Origin of the sequence: Prosthecobacter sp. SYSU 5D2 (assembly GCF_039655865.1) — a bacterium.
GTDB lineage: Bacteria > Verrucomicrobiota > Verrucomicrobiia > Verrucomicrobiales > Verrucomicrobiaceae > Prosthecobacter.
Window position 1 is genome coordinate 1 of record NZ_JBBYXL010000016.1, and the last position, 16,256, is coordinate 16,256.

At 59.8% G+C, this 16,256-nt stretch carries 17 protein-coding genes; 10 read left to right on the forward strand and 7 right to left on the reverse strand.

Annotated elements, in window-relative coordinates:
* The first annotated feature begins 148 nt into the window (after positions 1–148).
* The 3 genes from WJU23_RS22155 to WJU23_RS22165 are packed head-to-tail and all read left to right on the forward strand — an operon-like array spanning position 149 to position 3,126.
* On the forward strand, positions 149–805 hold the full coding sequence (locus WJU23_RS22155; RefSeq protein ID WP_346334819.1) for a phosphoadenosine phosphosulfate reductase family protein: 657 nt from the start codon (positions 149–151) through the stop codon (positions 803–805).
* Between the two features lie 25 nt (positions 806–830).
* Positions 831–1,739 carry a sulfate adenylyltransferase subunit CysD gene (gene cysD, locus WJU23_RS22160; protein WP_346334820.1) on the forward strand — a complete coding sequence of 303 codons (909 nt, stop codon included), beginning with the start codon at positions 831–833 and terminating at the stop codon, positions 1,737–1,739.
* 46 nt (positions 1,740–1,785) lie between these two features.
* Positions 1,786–3,126, forward strand: coding sequence for a GTP-binding protein (locus WJU23_RS22165; protein WP_346334821.1), 1,341 nt, complete (start codon positions 1,786–1,788; stop codon positions 3,124–3,126).
* A 91-nt stretch (positions 3,127–3,217) separates the two neighbouring features.
* Here WJU23_RS22165 and WJU23_RS22170 read toward each other — a convergent pair whose 3' ends face one another.
* Complete coding sequence (locus tag WJU23_RS22170) at positions 3,218–3,760, reverse strand: hypothetical protein (RefSeq protein ID WP_346334822.1); 543 nt, start codon at positions 3,758–3,760, stop codon at positions 3,218–3,220.
* 214 nt (positions 3,761–3,974) lie between these two features.
* Here WJU23_RS22170 and WJU23_RS22175 point away from each other — a divergent pair, with 214 nt between their 5' ends.
* Genes WJU23_RS22175 through WJU23_RS22185 form a run of 3 tightly spaced genes read left to right on the forward strand, consistent with a single transcriptional unit; the run spans position 3,975 to position 5,872 of the window.
* Positions 3,975–4,622: a YqiA/YcfP family alpha/beta fold hydrolase gene (locus WJU23_RS22175; protein ID WP_346334823.1), complete on the forward strand. Its 648-nt coding sequence runs from the start codon at positions 3,975–3,977 to the stop codon at positions 4,620–4,622.
* Between the two features lie 42 nt (positions 4,623–4,664).
* Positions 4,665–5,294: a lysophospholipid acyltransferase family protein gene (locus tag WJU23_RS22180; protein ID WP_346334824.1), complete on the forward strand. Its 630-nt coding sequence runs from the start codon at positions 4,665–4,667 to the stop codon at positions 5,292–5,294.
* Positions 5,295–5,350: 56 nt separating this feature from the next.
* On the forward strand, positions 5,351–5,872 hold the full coding sequence (locus tag WJU23_RS22185) for a GNAT family N-acetyltransferase (protein ID WP_346334825.1): 522 nt from the start codon (positions 5,351–5,353) through the stop codon (positions 5,870–5,872).
* A 24-nt stretch (positions 5,873–5,896) separates the two neighbouring features.
* Here the strand turns inward: WJU23_RS22185 and WJU23_RS22190 are convergent, their stop codons facing one another.
* The 5 genes from WJU23_RS22190 to WJU23_RS22210 all read right to left on the reverse strand — a co-directional run bounded on the left by WJU23_RS22190 (position 5,897) and on the right by WJU23_RS22210 (position 10,352).
* The gene (locus tag WJU23_RS22190) at positions 5,897–6,838 is read right to left on the reverse strand and encodes an ROK family protein (protein ID WP_346334826.1); all 942 of its coding nucleotides are present in this window, start codon (positions 6,836–6,838) and stop codon (positions 5,897–5,899) included.
* A gap of 140 nt (positions 6,839–6,978) precedes the next feature.
* Entirely contained in the window at positions 6,979–7,851 is an 873-nt protein-coding gene (locus WJU23_RS22195; protein WP_346334827.1) for a L,D-transpeptidase, read from the reverse strand.
* A 39-nt stretch (positions 7,852–7,890) separates the two neighbouring features.
* Positions 7,891–8,550, reverse strand: coding sequence for an HAD family hydrolase (locus WJU23_RS22200; protein ID WP_346334828.1), 660 nt, complete (start codon positions 8,548–8,550; stop codon positions 7,891–7,893).
* Positions 8,551–8,588: 38 nt separating this feature from the next.
* On the reverse strand, positions 8,589–9,653 hold the full coding sequence (locus tag WJU23_RS22205; protein ID WP_346334829.1) for an alpha/beta fold hydrolase: 1,065 nt from the start codon (positions 9,651–9,653) through the stop codon (positions 8,589–8,591).
* Positions 9,654–9,740: 87 nt separating this feature from the next.
* A complete protein-coding gene (locus WJU23_RS22210) occupies positions 9,741–10,352 on the reverse strand; it encodes a Uma2 family endonuclease (RefSeq protein WP_346334830.1) in 612 nt (203 codons plus the stop codon).
* An 86-nt stretch (positions 10,353–10,438) separates the two neighbouring features.
* Between WJU23_RS22210 and WJU23_RS22215 the strand changes: the two genes are divergently transcribed.
* Positions 10,439–11,527 carry a type III polyketide synthase gene (locus WJU23_RS22215; protein ID WP_346334831.1) on the forward strand — a complete coding sequence of 363 codons (1,089 nt, stop codon included), beginning with the start codon at positions 10,439–10,441 and terminating at the stop codon, positions 11,525–11,527.
* Positions 11,524–12,723, forward strand: a complete 1,200-nt coding sequence (locus tag WJU23_RS22220) for an NAD(P)/FAD-dependent oxidoreductase (protein WP_346334832.1) — start codon at positions 11,524–11,526, stop codon at positions 12,721–12,723. Before WJU23_RS22215 ends, WJU23_RS22220 begins: the two co-directional genes overlap by 4 nt.
* Positions 12,724–12,726: 3 nt before the next feature.
* On the opposite strand, the gene WJU23_RS22225 is transcribed toward WJU23_RS22220, so the two are convergent.
* Positions 12,727–13,911 carry a GntR family transcriptional regulator gene (locus WJU23_RS22225; protein WP_346334833.1) on the reverse strand — a complete coding sequence of 395 codons (1,185 nt, stop codon included), beginning with the start codon at positions 13,909–13,911 and terminating at the stop codon, positions 12,727–12,729.
* Between the two features lie 158 nt (positions 13,912–14,069).
* On the opposite strand from WJU23_RS22225, the gene WJU23_RS22230 reads away from it, so the two are divergent.
* A complete protein-coding gene (locus WJU23_RS22230; RefSeq protein ID WP_346334834.1) occupies positions 14,070–14,942 on the forward strand; it encodes an HAD-IB family phosphatase in 873 nt (290 codons plus the stop codon).
* The gene (locus WJU23_RS22235) at positions 14,932–16,197 is read left to right on the forward strand and encodes an MFS transporter (RefSeq protein WP_346334835.1); all 1,266 of its coding nucleotides are present in this window, start codon (positions 14,932–14,934) and stop codon (positions 16,195–16,197) included. The genes WJU23_RS22230 and WJU23_RS22235 overlap by 11 nt, the downstream gene beginning before the upstream one ends.
* Positions 16,198–16,256 lie beyond the last annotated feature (59 nt).

Genomic DNA, 16,256 nt, shown 5'->3' on the forward strand with positions numbered 1-16,256 from the left:
CTGTTGCGCCGATGATAGTTGGGCGATAGGCCCTGCGAAAGTAGGTCGCTGCCAGTTTATACCCCCTCCTTCAGCAATGAAGCGAGGGGGTTTTTTATGACACCTTTTAATTGCATACCTAACAGATATACTTTATCGGGAATCACTCATGACACCTGACGAAATCCAATCCGCCAACCAGCAGCTCCAGGGAGCCACCCCACTTGAAATCATTCAGTGGGCCGTCAATCAGGCTCCTGATGCCTCCATTGTGACGACCAATTTCCGTCCCTATGAAGCGGTCATCCTACATCTGGCCACCCAAATTCAGCCGCAGATCCCAGCACTTTGGATTGACCATGGAACCAATCTTCCTGAGACCTATATCTTCGCTGAAAAAACTCGGGCTAAACTCAATCTGAATCTCAAACCTTACCTCCCCAAAATGACCGCCGCCCATTGGCTGGCGCTCAATGGCGGCCAGGTCCCCATGCCAGATGAAGTGGAGCGTGTGGAATCCTTCAGCCGCATCATGAAATTGGAGCCTTTCGAGCGCGGCATGACCGAGCTTGCCCCTAAAGTCTGGATCACTGCCCTTCGCAAAGAGCAGAATCCACAGCGCGCCGCCACCCTCCAGCCAGTCATGTGGGATGCCAAATTCCAGTGCCTGAAGATCAATCCCATCCTCGAATGGACCCCGGTTGAAATGGATGCCTACCTCGCCGAGCATGACCTCCCGAACGAGCGCACCTATTATGATCCCGCCAAAGGCGACGAAAAGCATGAGTGCGGTCTGCACGCCAAGCTGGTCACCGATAAGCAGTAATTTCCATCCTGATTTCTCCCGACGAATGTCCTCCATCACGCATCTTCAGTTCCTCGAAAGCGAAGCGATCTTCATCCTTCGTGAAACCGCCGCCCAGTTCCAGAAACCCGCGCTCCTTTTCTCCGGGGGCAAGGATTCAATTGTCATGGCCTGGCTTGCACGGAAGGCTTTTTATCCTTCCAAGCTCCCCTTCTCCCTGCTGCATGTGGACACCGGCCATAACTTCCCGGAGGCCATGACTTACCGTGACTGGTTCGTGGAGGAGATCGGTGCCCAGCTCGTCGTCGGCAGCGTGCAGAAGAGCATTGATGAAGGGCGTTCTCAGGAGGAGAAAGGCATCAACGCCAGCCGCAATAAATTACAAACCGTTACCCTCCTCGACACCATCGAAGAACACCAGTTCGATGCCTGCCTTGGTGGCGGCCGGCGCGATGAAGAAAAAGCACGCGCCAAAGAACGCTTCTTCAGCCATCGCGATGAGTTCGGCCAGTGGGACCCCAAGAACCAGCGCCCGGAGCTCTGGAACATCTTCAACGGCCGCAAGCATTTCGGCGAGCACTTCCGCGTCTTCCCGCTGAGCAACTGGACCGAGATGGACATCTGGCAGTACATCCGCCAGGAAAACATCCCCCTTCCAAGCCTCTACTTCAGCCACAAACGCAAGATCATCGAGCGTCACGGCCAGCTCCTGGATACCGAAACCGGCTTCATCCCCTTGCTGGATGAAGAGAAGCCGAAGATCAAAGAGATGGTCATCCGCTTCCGCACCGTCGGCGATGCCACCTGCACCGGCGCGGTCGAAAGCACCGCCAGCACCATTGACGACATCGTCGCCGAAGTCGCAGCCGCCCGCCAGACAGAACGCGGCACACGCGCCGATGACAAGCGCTCCGAGACCGCCATGGAAGACCGCAAAAAAGAAGGCTATTTTTGATTCCAACGAGACCCGCCTGCAACGCAACCTATACTTTTCTGATCACATGGACGTTCTCGTCAACCCTACCGAATCCTCCCTTCTCCGTTTCACCACCGCTGGCTCCGTGGATGATGGCAAAAGCACCCTCATTGGCCGTCTGCTGTATGATTCCAAATCCATCTTCGAAGACCAGCTTCTCGCCGTCGAAGAATCTTCCAAGCGTCGCGGTGATGGCCACGTCAACCTGGCCCTCCTGACCGATGGCTTGCGTGCCGAGCGTGAGCAGGGCATCACCATTGATGTCGCCTATCGTTACTTCGCCACACCGAAGCGCAAGTTCATCATCGCGGATACACCTGGCCACATCCAGTACACCCGCAACATGGTCACGGGTGCTTCCACGGCAGACCTCGCCATCATCCTCATTGATGCGCGTCTGGGCGTCATCGAGCAAACCATGCGCCATACTTACCTGGCAAGCCTGCTGCGCATCGGGCATGTCGTCCTCGCGGTGAACAAGATGGACCTCGTGGATTTTGACGAGGCTGTTTATAATAAGATTGTCAGTGACTACATGGCCTTCGCCGGCGGCTTGGAAAACCTGCCGAAAATCTGCCCCATCCCGATGAGTGCGCTCAATGGCGATAACGTCGTGGAACGTTCCGCCAGCACGCCATGGTACACTGGCCCCAGCCTGCTGGAGCATTTGGAAAACGTGCAGGTCTATGCCGAGACGGCTGCCGATGCTGCACGCTTCCCTGTGCAGTGGGTTATTCGTCCGATCTCGGACGCAGCCGATGCACGCCTTGGAAATCTTCATGATTATCGCGGCTTCGCCGGCCGCATGGCCAGCGGCACTTTCCGGACGGGTGATGAAGTCATCGCCTATCCCTCCGCGATGAAGTCCACCATCACCGGCATTCACACGTTTGAAGGCCCGCAGGAAGAGGCCATCCCGCAGCTCAGCTACAGCCTGACCCTGGCAGATGAAATTGATACGAGCCGTGGCGGCATGATCGTGAAGGCCAGCGAGCCTGTCGAAACCAACCAGGAGTTCGATGCCATGATCTGCTGGTTTGCCGACAAGAAGACCCTCAAACCCCGCAGCCGCTTTCACCTCCGCCACACCACCAACGAAGTGCGCGCCGTGGTCACCGATGTCCTTTACAAAGTGAACATCAGCACTCTGGAAAAATCCCAGGAGAGCAAGGAATTCAGCCTCAATGACATCGGCTCCATCCGCCTGCGTGTCTCGGCCCCCATCTTCTTTGATTCCTATTCCAAGAACCGCACCACCGGCAGCTTCGTCCTTGTGGATGAGCAGACGAATAACACTGTTGCAGCCGGAATGATTATTCGCCCCGTCGCAGACGCTGCGGATGAAGACTCTGAAGTGGTGATTTAAGGCGGGTTAAGCAACTCTTATCTAAGATCTGACGGGACGGCATGCACACTCTTCATACCGTCCCGTCATGTTTCCCATGGGGATGCGAAGGTTAATTTCCCGCCGTCGCAGCACTGGAGAAGATCACCGCATGCTTGTCATAGGAAGCATTGGCACCTGACAGATCGGCAAGGTACTGGATGGCGTCCGTCAGAGGCAGATTACGAATGCTTAAAGTAAGAGTTTTCGCGGCGAGCGCGGGGTCCTTGATGATGATGTTTGGAATCACCTTGCCGTCGCTGGCTGTCTTGGAGAGCACCCGCAGGCCTTCCACAGCCTCGGCCAGAGTCACCTCGGTGAATTCAATTTTAGGAATCACAACGGATTCATAACTCTTCCGCACGGTCGTGACTCCAGACTTCTTCTGGGTACGAATCTGGGCCAGCAGGGCTTTGGTTTCAAAGTGGCGAGGATTGCTCGCCTCCACCTGGGTCAGAAGCTGGTAGGCCAACTCAATGTCGCCTTTGTAATAGGCGGCGCGGCCCATCTGGAACATTTCGTTTACATCATCCGCCGCTTGGGCAGTCATTGAGCAGGCAGCCAGGGTGGTGATGAACGCCAAACGAACTCCGACACGTTGAAGAAGTGCTTTCATAGGGTGGGGGGATAGTTGGATTAACCCAATCATTTCAACAGGAAAGGCTCTGAAAGACAAGCCTGTAATTGCATCAAGGCCTAATCAAAGGTTCGGCAAAGCCCGACGAGGCGTAAACACATCAATGCCCAGCTCACGCCTCCATTTTCTGCGCCTTCTCCTGGCGCTGCCTCTCGCATCCTGCAGGGTGATATTGCCAGAAGCAGCCCGCCCCGTGCGCAAGCTGATCTATGAAGCGCCCACTGGCAGGGCCACGGAGCTAGTGGTCCTGCTCCCTGGGCGCCACAGCAAGCCGGAAGAATTTGTCCGGGAGGGCATCGTCCGTCAGGTGCAGGAAAAGCGTCCCGGATCCCGCATCATCGTGCCGGATCTTCATTTGCGATACTACATGGAGCGCACGGCCAGCCAGTGCCTATGGGAGGAGATCATCCATCCGGCCCGGCAGAAGGGATTGCCAGTCACGCTCATGGGAGTTTCCTTGGGCGGACTGGGGGCGCTCATCACCTGGCTGGAGCACCCACAAGACATCCGCCAGGTTCTGCTGCTGGCCCCATATTTAGGGGAGGAGGAACTGATGACCGAGATCCGCGAGAACGGCCTGGCAACGTCTGGTTTTCCTTTGAAGGAGCCCCACAATCAGGAAGATGCCATGCGCCTGCTTTGGGTGAAAATGCATAAACTAAAGTCCCTGGCCACCTCTCCAGCCCTGCCAATCCGGCTGTCTTGTGGGCGAAAAGACCGCCACCTCTCAGCCAATCGCCTTTTTGCAGAGCGTTTCCTGTCCCCTGAGCAGTATCAGGAAGTGGCAGGGGGACATGACTGGGCGGCTTGGCGGCAGGGTGCGGCCTGGCTGCTGCGGTGAGACCCTTGCACTCAGCCGTCACACCTCTATGAGTAGGTGTTCATGGCCAAGATACGGATCAAAAACATCGGCAAGGTGATCGCGCTGCTCATGCGGGGCATCGGGGCCACTTTGCGGTTTGAGGTGGAGGACAAAGCGGGCGCTTTTAATACCTCGCGCACGGGCTGGATCTGGGCCTTCTGGCATAACCGCATGTTTGTCATCCCTTACATCCATGAGCTATGGTTTGCCCACATTCCGGGGGCCATCCTCAGTAGCCCCAGCGGTGATGGGCAGATCATCGCGGACGTCTGCGCCACCTTCGGTTTTGAAGCCGCCCGTGGCTCCAGCTCGAAGCCGCAAAAGGGCCTTGCGGCCCTCATCATGATGGCGGAAAAGGTGAAGGAAGGCCGGGACATTGGCATCACCCCGGATGGCCCGCGCGGCCCGCTTTATCACCTGCAGCCGGGCATCATCAAGCTCGGTCAGCTCACCGGCGGCACCATCGTCCCCGTGCGGGTGGAATACAGCCGTGCCATCCGTTTTAAAACCTGGGACCAGTTCCTCCTTCCCCTCCCCTTTTCCACCGTCCGTGTGATCTTTGAGCCTACGATGACAGTGCCGCGCAAGATGACCGAAGAGGAGTTTGAAGCCCAACGTCTCCAACTGGAACAGGCCATGGGCGGGGACTGAGAGCCAGCTTGACACCCAAGGGAGTTTCCGCAGACTCTCAAGAATCTATGCGTGAAATGCTATCAGACGGAGTCATTACCCTGCACCGGTATACCTTGCAGGATGCCGATGATCTCCATACAGCTGGCCTTGAATCTGTGACGGAGGTTTACCCATGGCTGCCCTGGTGCCACCCAGACTATACTCTCGAGGAGGCCGCGTCCTGGATCACCGGGGAAGAACATGCTTGGGAGGAGGGTCGTAATTACGAGTTTGTCATCCGCACCCAGGAGGGTGCCCACGTCGGAGCAGTCGGGCTCAATGGCCTGCATCATGTCAAGGGCGTGGCCAATCTAGGCTACTGGGTGCGCACTAGCCAGACCGGTCGCGGCTACGCCTCCCGCGCCGCCCGGCTGCTGGGTGAGTTTGGCCTGCAAGACCTCAAACTCAAGCGGCTAGAAATCGTGGCCTGCGTCACCAATGTGGCGAGCATAAAAGTCGCCGAGAAGTCAGGCGCTTTGAGGGAAGGCATCTTGCGCAACCGCATTCAGCTTCACGGGAAGTCCCATGATGCAGTCATGCATTCGCTCATCCCCTGAATCCCCCTTGCCTCTCGGCAATATTCACACCACCGAATCCGCCGCCAGCGCGGCATTGCCGATGATGCCGGATTCATTACTGAAGCGAGCCGGGACGATCTGCAGGCGCTCCCAGACCACGGTGCTGAGCATGGACTGGACTTTGCGCTTCAGAGGATCAAAAATCAGGTCACCGGCCTGGGCCACCCCGCCGCCGATCACGAAAGCGTCTGGGTTCAGCAGCCAGGCGATGCTGGAGAGGGCGGTGCCCAGCCAGTCGGCGATTTCATCCCAGATCTGCCGGGCGATGTCATCACCTGCTTTGGCGGCTTCAGCGATCATCTTGGGGGTGCATTCCTCCAGGGTCTTCTTAACGTGAGCCTCCGCATAGCGTTGCACTGCGTGCTCCGCGATCTCCCGGTTGCCCGTGTATTTTTCCAGGGCGCCCAGATTGCCGTAGTGCCCGGCGCGACCGTCACTGTCGATGCTCATCTGGCCGATTTCCCCCGCTGCACAGCCGCTGCCGCGATAAAGTTGGCCGTTTAAAATGAGCCCGCCGCCAATGCCGGTGCCCATGGTCAGGGCGACGACGTTGTTCAGCCCACGACCTGCGCCGTAGCGGAATTCCGCATAGGCCATCGCATTGGCATCATTTTCCACCACCACCGGCAGGCCTGTTTTTTCACTTAGAATGGCCTTCAGCGGCACATGCTTCCAGCCTGGGACATTCGTCAGCACATGGACAAAACCGTGGTCAAAGTCCACGAGCCCCGGTACGCCTACGCCGATGGCGGCAATGTCGGGATAGGTCTCGCGCAACTTGGCCACCCGGAGGGCCATCTCGCCGATCAATGCGGCAGGTCCGGGAAAATCAGCCGTGGGGATGGGGGCATCCGTGGTGAGCAATTCGCCGTCCCGGCAGACACCCAGCTTCACTGAGGTGCCGCCGAAATCAATGCCAACTGAGGTGATGGATCTTTCAGACATAGAAGGGGCGCGGAGGATGCGCGGGGCATCGTGTGGCGCAAGGACAAAAGGTGAAGGGCCTCCGGTCCGCCCTTCCATCGGAATCAGCTCCAGCCGGGTATCAGGCTGGGTGGTGATACTTCAAAAATGTCCTTCGTGGGCTATTGCAGCCCAGGTTCCGCAGGCCGCACCTCTTCAGGGGCAACCGGTGGCGCCGTCACCGATGCCGGGGCGGGCAGAGTGGTGATGGTGGCTGTGCCTGGGGCCGTTGCCCCTGTGGTGACATCGGGTCCTGGACCATTTGGATCATCAGGTTCCAGGGCGGTCGCTTCCTCGGCCTTTTGCGCTGCATCGGCTGCTTTTTTCTTGGCAGCCGCCAGCTTGGCCGCATTGGCTTTAGACTTCGCATTGGACTGTTTCAAATATGTCGCGTAGTCCGGGCCGCTGCCCACGATGGTCACGGGTGTGCCAAGCGTCACGTTCTGATAGATAGTGCCTGCGAATTTGGACGGCAGGCGGATGCAGCCGTGGGAGGCGCGGCGCCCCGGACGGGGAATCGGGCCGATGTGCATGCCCACACCATCGTTGGTCAGGCGCATGAAGTAAGTCATCTTGGCGGCTTCAAAGCGGCCTCCGGGCGGTAACAGGTCGCGTCCCTGCTTAAAGTCGGAATTGATCAGTTTGCCATTGGCATCGTAGCCCTTGCCATAAAGGTTGGACACTTTGTCCTGCACCTTCTCGATGATCTTGAATTCCCCGGTGGGAGTCGGAAAGCTGGTGATGCCGGTGGCCACATAGGTCCAGCCGATTTCATCATCGCCGTTGTAGAGAGTCGCGATCTGCTCATCCACATTGATTTTGATGGAGGTGATGCTTTTGCCTTGCCCCTTCCATTCATACAGTCCCGTGCGCTTGGCGGCTTCCGCAGGGGCAGGCGGGGGTTCTGCCGGTGGAGTTTGACAGGAAGTCAGCCAAAGGGCAGCCAAAAGAGCGGTAGTCTGGGCTGCGAAGCGCAGGAAGCGGATGGGGGGCATAATCGCCATACTACCCTCATACGATCTTGCACTCAAGAGTCAGCATGATTTGTCGAAGATTTCGAGCAGTTCGCCCGGATTCGAAATAACATGAACGGCACCATTGTCCCTCAATTCCGTCACCGAGCGGAAGCCCCAGTCCACCCCAATGGCCAGCATGCCGGAGCTTTTGGCAAACTGCATGTCAATGCCCGAATCCCCTACATAGGCGCATTCATGGATGTCCACGCCGAGCATCGCCGCTGCCTCGTGAGCCCCCGCAGGGTCCGGCTTGCGTGGCACCTCCAGGCGCTGGCCGAGGATGAGGTCAAAGAAGCCTGCGCCGAAAAAATGCTCCGTCATCGGCACGGTAAAACGGTGCGCCTTGTTGGAGATGACGCCGGTTTTGAGACCGCGTTTTTTGAGCTCATTCAAATTCTTCACAATGTCCGCATAAGGCTCCGTCTGCTGCTTCCAGAGGGTGTCGTAAAGGCTGCGGTATTCCTCGGTGCAGATGCGGATCAGCTCCTCACTCCGCACCGCTTCCGGCAGGGCGCGCTCCACCAGTTTCTCCATGCCATCGCCCACCATCTGCTTGAAGATTTCCACCTCACAGCGCGGATAGCCGCGTGCATCGAGCATGCGGTTGATGGATTCGGCAATGTCTGCCAGGGAATCAATGAGCGTGCCGTCCAGGTCGAAGATGAATGCTTTGAGCATCCCATCACTTGGCCCGGATTGCCCGCCGGTTCAAGGACTCACAGCCCGGACTGAGTATCGCCGGAGCCGATGACGATGGGGTTTTCGAGCTTCCACACGGCTGGTTGGCCCTTCTTTTGAGCCGCCAGCCAGTTGAGCGCCGGTGTGTAAAGGATCTCATGCCCGCCATCAAAAATCGTGATGCGGGCCTGCCCGGACACCTGGCGGAAGACCACCGGCTTGGGCACCCGCATCGCTTCATTTAGCAGGCGCGTTTCGGGCGATCCCGGCATCCAGCCTGGCCGTTTGGACCCTGGCGGATACAGCGCTACATACAGCGGGTCCGGCTCCGGCACGGGCCAGGAGGCAGGGATTTGCAGCGTCTCATAGTATTGAAGGATCTCCGCTTCAGGGAGCGGCGCTTCAGCCACTCTGTTAAACGCTAACAAACTATGCCGGAACGGAACGCTGCCCGTCCTGCCGTCCTGGAGGCCGTGGTTGATATCCAGCGGCACTGCTTTCGCCCGCGCCAGATGAGTGAGCGGCGAGCGCTTCATCGCCTCTGCCAGCGCCTCGCCCACTGGCGGACCACCCAGGCTTGCCTCGATGTTTTGGGCATACTTGTCCGGCCTGCCCTGCTTCACATGCTCAGTGTGCCAGGCGGCGATGTCGCTGATGCCACACCAGGCAGACACCCCTGCCCAGATTTCCGGATGCCGCCCGGCCATTTGCATTGCCATGTGGCCGCCGCCGCTCACGCCGATGAGGTAAATGCGGCTGGCATCCACCTTGTGGGTCTTTTTCATGTGCTCCACTGCGTCCACAATGTCCTGCACCGCCAGGTCACTGCCCATGGCCGCAGGGGTCATGTTAGGCCCCCGAAAGTCCGGTGCGATGAAGTGCCAGCCCCGGTCCATGCACCATTGGGCGTAAACCGGCCCATTCGATACCTGTGAATAGCCTCCGCTCCAGGTGTGCAGAGCCACCAGCAGGGGCTGCGGGTCCTCTGTTTTTGGCGACCAAGTGAGCGCAGGCTGGTCCGTCTGGTCCGCCGTGCTGCGGATCTTTATTTCCTGAATGTCCGCCTGCCAGCCGCGCAACGATTGGGCGGGCAGATCTGGCAAAAGGGATAGCAAACAAAAGGAGGCAATCAATAGACGGAGCATCCTTAGCCAACGTGCCGTCATCAGCACCTCTTGCGGGCCTTCACCTCACGCGAAGATCTCTCCCACTTCGACGCTGAATTCCGCAAATACCGTGCTCTGCACATGCCCGCTTTCCACAATGGCCAGCAACCTCTCATAACCGCTGCCCGATGGCTGGGTGTAAAGTGTAATGCTCTTGTTCTCCGGCTCCACCAGCCAGTACTCCTTCACCCCGGCCTCCGCATAAATGCCTGCCTTGCTCCGGTCCCTCTGCTGGGTATTGATCGCCACTTCGATGATGAGTTCGGCGGTGGTGGGGTGGGAGAGGGCAAAATCTTCCTCATCTCCAGCAATAACCGCAATATCCGGTTCAGGTTCCGAGTGAGCACAGGTGATGGGCCCCTCCTGGGTTAGAAAATAGCTCGGAGGAATGCAGGCGCGAAGCGTGCGCAACAAACGTCGCAAGATGGTTTCATGCAGTGGTGACTTGGGCAGCTTTTTGAAAGGCAATCCTTGGAGCAGCTCCACATCTTCTCCGAACATGCCCCGCCTGGAGAACTCGTGAAAAAGCTCCACGCTGATTTGGAACACCGTTGCCCGGTTTTCTGGACTGTCCAGGATCGTCATCAGTAGTCCATTTTGTCCCGTCTCCTCCCCGCCTGCAATCTCAGGATTCACCTCTAAAAGACGCCCGTCATCCCCCCAGGCGCGTTCTTTTGGGGCTGTTCATCCGGGCAGAACCGATTTATCGAAGCCATACTTTCATGCCTGCGTATATCCATCACATCGTCACCCAGGTCCCGCAGCATGCCAGCGCTCAGACGGAAGTGCGGGACCGCATGAAGGAATGGGCACCTGAGACCAAGACGCGTCGCCTAATCCAGACCCTGTATAACCGCAGCGGCATCGAGACACGCCACAGCGTCTGCCCGGATTTCACCGCCGGCTCAGAGCCCCTCCTGTATTTCACTGATGAGCAGGGCCTGCTCGTCTCCCCCAGCACCGGCCAGCGCAACCGCGTCTATGCACGCGCCGCCCGCAGCCTGGCCTCTGAAACCGGACGGAGGCTCATGGAAAAGGCCACCGGTTTCGCCCCGGCGGACATCACGCACATCGTCTTCGCCTCCTGCACTGGCTTCTCCAATCCCGGGCCGGATTACCACCTCATCCGCGACCTTGGCCTGTCGCAGAGTGTGGAAAGATACACCCTCGGCTTCATGGGCTGTTATGCCGCTTTTCCCGCGCTGCGCATGGCCGCGCAGTTTTGTGAGGCACGCCCGCAGGCCGTCGTTCTGGTCATGTGCCTGGAGCTTTGCACCCTGCATTTGCAGATGACGGACCAGCCGGATGACATCCTGGCCCACTCCCTTTTTGCCGATGGTGCCGCCGCCGCCATTGTCAGCGCCCGCCCGCCCACCGGTCCGGCCTGGCGGATGGACAGCTTTGAATCCGCCCTCCTGCCCATGGGGGAATCCGACATGGCCTGGGACATCGGCGACCAGGGTTTTAACATTGTCCTCTCCAGCTACGTCCCGGACGTCATCGGCACGAACATCCACGGCCTGCTCGCGGGGGTGCTTGGCCGGCAGGAGAAAATCCAGACCGATGTGCAAAACTGGGCCGTGCATCCCGGCGGCCGTTCTATTCTGGACAAAGTCAGCCAAAGCCTCGCCCTGCCGGAGGACGCTCTCCAGACTTCCCGCAGCATCCTCAAAGATTATGGCAACATGAGCAGCGCCACCATCCTCTTTGTCCTCGCCCGCATGCTGCAGCAGCCCGTCCAGGGCACGACGTGCGCACTTGCCTTCGGTCCCGGCCTCACCGTGGAGACGGCCCTGCTGGAACCTGTATGAAAACCGCCCAGGTCATCATCATCGGTGCTGGTCCCGTCGGTCTCATGCTGGCCAATTTCTTCGGCGACTCGGGCATCCGCGTGCTCGTGCTGGACCGCCGCATCGCGCATCCGCCCACCTCCCAGGCCATCGGCGTCACCCCGCCCTCCCTGCATCTTTTTGCCCGGCTCGGCCTGGCGGATTCCTTGATCCCCCAGGGAGTGAAAATCCAGGACTGCCACGTCCACGGCCAGACCGGTTATCTCGGCTACGCCTCCTTTCGGAAAATAGACCCGCCTTACCGCTACATCCTCTCCCTGCCCCAGCGCATCCACATGCAGGCGCTGGAGGACCGGCTCGCCAAATGTCCCAGCGTCACCCTGCTGCGTGGCATTGAGGTACACTCCGTCACCCAGGCATCCGGTTCCTCGCAGGCCACTTGCCTAACCAATGATGGCGAATTCAAGGCGGATTATCTCATCGGCTGCGACGGCCACCGCAGCCTCCTCCGCCAGGCCATCGGCGCGAGCGTGCAGCGTGTGGATTACGGCTGCCACTTTATGATGGGCGATTTTACCGACCACAGCAGTCTCCAGGAAGAAGCCCATCTTTGGTTCACCGCCGCCGGTGCTGTCGAATCCTTCCCCCTGCCCCAGGGTCTGCGCCGCTGGATCGTCCAGACGCCGCAGCCTGAGACCTCCGGCAGCTTTGGCCTCATCAGCCAGCACGTCCGCCAGCGCACCGGCCACCTGCTGCCGGTGGAGCATCAGCTCAATCAGACCTACTTCAGTCCCTGGCGCCTCGACTGCACCCCTTATCATCAGGGCCGCCTCATCCTCTGCGGAGATGCTGCCCATGTCATGAGCCCCATCGGTGGCCAGGGCATGAACACCGGCTGGGCAGATGCGGAGTTCCTTGCGCATGCCCTCACCGGCATCCTTCAGGGCCGCTTTCAAGCCGCCCCGGTCCTGGCGGCTTATGAAAAGCATCGCCGCCGTGCTGCCGGTGTCGCCGCCACGCGGGCTGCACGCGGCATGTGGTTAGGCACGCGCACCGGCCCCATCTCCAGCCTGCTGCGGGATGCCAGCATGAGCCATCTCCTGTTCAAAGGCCCCCTCGCTTCTCATCTCGGCCCCTTCTTCGCCATGCAGACCATTCCTTTTCGCAGCCTGGACCAAGTGCCTGCTTCTGTCTGGAAAAACGCCGCTATCCCATAAACTTCACTCCACCAAAAACTCCCTTTCATCCCTGGCGGAAATTTTTCCACCGCAAGACTCTCGCACCACCAGCGTAGCCTCCAGGCTGATCCGCCGCGCGGGCATCTCCGGCCGCTTCAGGCGCTCCAGCATGGTCTGCATGGCCACCTGGCCGATCTCCCGGCAGGGCTGGTGCAGCGTGCTAAGAGGCACGGAAAAGAATCCCGCAAAGGGGATATCATCCACGCCCATGATCCGCACCTCCTGCGGGATGCGTATTCCCAGGCCAAGCAGCACCTGCATCAGGCGGCCCGCTGTCCGGTCATTGGCACACACAAAGGCATCCGGCCTCACCGCCTCCACCATCTCCCGCAAGCTCCCTTCATCTTCTAGATCCACGCGCTGCACCTGCTCCGCCTCACATGCCAGCCCCGCTCCTGCGATGGCCGCACAGAACCCCGCTATTCGCTCCTCCACGGAGGAAGCCATCCGCTGCCTGCTGCATAAAAACACCGGGCGCCGGCTGCCCTGGCCTAACAAATGATTCGTCGCCAGCATTCCCGCCCGCCAGTTGTCCAGCCCCACCAGGTCAAGACCGCTGCGTCCTGGAAAAGGCACCGCATCCCGGTCCAGCAGCACCACGGGAATCTGTGCCGCCTTCAGCGCCGCCAGAATCTTCGTGTTCATTCCCTCGCGCTCCGCCGCCGTGATCTCCCCGGCTTCCTCAATCGGCGCAAAAAACACCCCTGCCACCTGCCGCGTGATGCACTGCTGGCAGATCTGCCACGCCCGCTCCAGCGTCCCTGTGCCTGGCGTCCCCGGCATGGCATTGCACCACAGTAGCGCATGCTCCTCCGCATGGGGTGCCTCCGCCAGACCCTGGCAGATGAATTCAAAAATGTCAGTCCTTCCCAGGTCCGGGATCATCAGGCCAAAGGACAGTGCCCTTTTTTCCCTCCTCCCTTCCCCATTGGCCCGCACAAACGTTCCCGATCCTGCCCGGCGCTCCACCAGCCCCTGGTGGCAGAGGTCCCTCACCGCCCGGCCAATCGTGATGCGCGAAGCCCCAAACCGCTTCTCCAGATGCGCCTCGCTTGGGATCCTTTCCCCCGCCTGATACTGCCCCGAAAGAATCTCCTTCCGCAAATTTTCAAAAACGAGCTGGTACTTGGGCTGCGCTGGACGGCGGACGGGCGGGGATGGTGTCATTTAAATATGACATTACAGCTTTGATGGATGTGGAGGCAAGCTAAAAGCGGCTTTTACCGCCTGTTGGCATCACCGATGCTTGGTAACCTGTTATATCAATTTTCACCGCCACCCTTATGGCTTATCGCACTTTCCCTTCCCAAACCCCCCCCACCTCCATGTTCAAAACATCCGATGCTGTCACGCAATACCTCGTGGCCAGCGACTTCGACAAAACGCTCAGTTTTAACGACTCCGGTCTCGTCCTCAGTGAAATGATGGGCGTCCCCGATTTCGAAGAAAAAGTCGCCGGCCTCGCCAAAATCAACCTCGTCCAGCAGGGCGCGGAACTCGCCTACCTCCTCCGTCACGATCCCGGTTTCCGGGGCGTCCGGCGGGAGCACCTGATTGAAACGGGCAAACAGGTCCGCCTCAAATACAACGTCCCACTCCTCACCCAGATCCTTGGCCAGCAGATCGCCAACTGCCGCTTCCAGTTCCATGTCATCTCCGCCGGCCCTACCGAGGTCGTCCGGTCAGCCCTGGAAGGAATTGTCCCGCCCGAGCGCGTGTTCGGCACCGACTTCGACTTCGACAGCTCCACTGGGGAGATCTCCTCCGTCCGCCGCGTTCCCGCCGGTTATGGCAAGGTGGCCGTTCTTCAGGATCTGGAATCCCGGCTCCATGTCAGCCCGGACCGCACCATCTACATTGGTGATGGCAGCTCGGACCTGTACGTCATGCAGCATGTCAACAGCCGCGACGGCCACACCATCGCCGTGTCCGAGGCCAAATCCATTGGCCGCATCGCCAAGCGCACCGTCCTCAGCGACCACAGCCCCAGCGTTCTTGTCCCCATCCTGGAAGACATCCTCAAATGGGATTCTGCCCAGATCCGCCAGCTCTTCGCGGCCCATGGCCTCACCCTTCAGGACTGGGATAAAGTACGCACCGACTGGCTGGCCTTCCATGACGAGCTGGAACCACCTCTCGCCGTGGAGCATCGTTGGTTAGGCGCTGAACTCAAGCCCGTTCATCTCAATGGAAACTGATCCCCCCTCTCCAGGGGATGCAGCCTCAGTGCCACCGCCCGTCGCCGCACGGCGGGCGGTGACCCTGCTGTTTTTCATCAATGGCGCCCTCTTTGCCAGCTGGGTGTCGCGTATCCCCGCCCTTCAGCAAAAGCTGGACCTCAGCCACGGCACCCTCGGCCTTGCCCTCCTCGGCATGGCCACCGGTGCCCTCGTCTCCATGCCCCTTGCTGGCTGGTGCTCCACCCGTTACGGCAGCCACCGCGTCTGTCAGCTTTCAGCCGCTCTTTATGCCCTGGCACTGCCCCTGCTGGCCTTCGCGCCCGGCACCGCCGCCTTCATGATCGCTCTGGTCTTTTTTGGTGCCGCCCATGGTGCCCTGGATGTCGCCATGAATGCCCAGGCCGTGCAGGTGGAAAAGCAGTACCCCCGGCCCATCATGGCCGCCTTTCATGCCTGGTTCAGCCTCGGCGGTCTCGCCGGGGCCGCGCTCGGCGGCAGCCTGGCCACCTGGGGTCTTTCCCCCGTGGGCCATTACCTCCTGGCAGCAGGTCTTCTTGGCGGCGTCGGTGCCGTCTTCGCCCTGCCGCGCCTTTTCCAGGATACGGAGCCGTCAAACCCGACCCTTTCTTCCCTCGCGTCCACTTCAACGCGTGCCCCGCTGGACTGGGGTCCCGAAAAACGCCGCCTGCTCCTCCTCGGCACCGTCGCCTTCTGCGTTATGATTGGCGAAGGGGCCATGGCGGACTGGAGCGCCGTCTTCCTCCTTCAGGTGACGGGCGCAGCGGAAGGCATCGCCGCTGCCGGTTATGCTGCTTTTTCCATCGCCATGGCTGTGTGCCGTTTTTGCGGGGACCGCCTCGCCCAGCATCTCGGTCCCGTTCATCTCGTCCGTCTCAGCGGTCTCCTCGCCACCGTTGGTCTTGCCCTCGCTCTTCTGGACGGGCGGCCCGTATCCGCCCTGATCGGCTTCGCTGCCGTCGGGGCGGGCTTTGCCACCGTCGTGCCGCAGGTCTTCAGCGCTGCCGGGAATGTCCCCGGCGTCGCCTCTGGCCCTGCCCTCGCCACTGTCACCACCATGGGCTACCTGGGTTTCCTCATCGGTCCGCCCTTCATCGGTCTTGTGGCGGAGGCCGTCGGCCTGCGCCTCTCTCTTGGCACCATTCTGTTGACCAGCATGATGCTCATCCTTCTCGCTCCTGCCTTGCGCCTCCCCTCCGGTCGTCGCCGCCGCTCATCTGCCACAAAAAACAAATCCATCTTTGTTCCCATTTGATCTTGTTATCCACTCCAACCCGGTGTCCCCAAACCCAAAGATGCAGGTCTTGAACAAGA

Coding starts and splice junctions, on each gene's coding strand:
- WJU23_RS22155 (WP_346334819.1), top strand. CDS start 149: ATGACACCTGACGAAATCCAATCCGCCAACCAGCAGCTCCAGGGAGCC.
- cysD (WP_346334820.1), top strand. CDS start 831: ATGTCCTCCATCACGCATCTTCAGTTCCTCGAAAGCGAAGCGATCTTC.
- WJU23_RS22165 (WP_346334821.1), top strand. CDS start 1,786: ATGGACGTTCTCGTCAACCCTACCGAATCCTCCCTTCTCCGTTTCACC.
- WJU23_RS22170 (WP_346334822.1), bottom strand. CDS start 3,760: ATGAAAGCACTTCTTCAACGTGTCGGAGTTCGTTTGGCGTTCATCACC.
- WJU23_RS22180 (WP_346334824.1), top strand. CDS start 4,665: ATGGCCAAGATACGGATCAAAAACATCGGCAAGGTGATCGCGCTGCTC.
- WJU23_RS22185 (WP_346334825.1), top strand. CDS start 5,351: ATGCTATCAGACGGAGTCATTACCCTGCACCGGTATACCTTGCAGGAT.
- WJU23_RS22190 (WP_346334826.1), bottom strand. CDS start 6,838: ATGTCTGAAAGATCCATCACCTCAGTTGGCATTGATTTCGGCGGCACC.
- WJU23_RS22195 (WP_346334827.1), bottom strand. CDS start 7,851: ATGCCCCCCATCCGCTTCCTGCGCTTCGCAGCCCAGACTACCGCTCTT.
- WJU23_RS22200 (WP_346334828.1), bottom strand. CDS start 8,550: ATGCTCAAAGCATTCATCTTCGACCTGGACGGCACGCTCATTGATTCC.
- WJU23_RS22215 (WP_346334831.1), top strand. CDS start 10,439: ATGCCTGCGTATATCCATCACATCGTCACCCAGGTCCCGCAGCATGCC.
- WJU23_RS22220 (WP_346334832.1), top strand. CDS start 11,524: ATGAAAACCGCCCAGGTCATCATCATCGGTGCTGGTCCCGTCGGTCTC.
- WJU23_RS22225 (WP_346334833.1), bottom strand. CDS start 13,911: ATGACACCATCCCCGCCCGTCCGCCGTCCAGCGCAGCCCAAGTACCAG.
- WJU23_RS22230 (WP_346334834.1), top strand. CDS start 14,070: ATGTTCAAAACATCCGATGCTGTCACGCAATACCTCGTGGCCAGCGAC.
- WJU23_RS22235 (WP_346334835.1), top strand. CDS start 14,932: ATGGAAACTGATCCCCCCTCTCCAGGGGATGCAGCCTCAGTGCCACCG.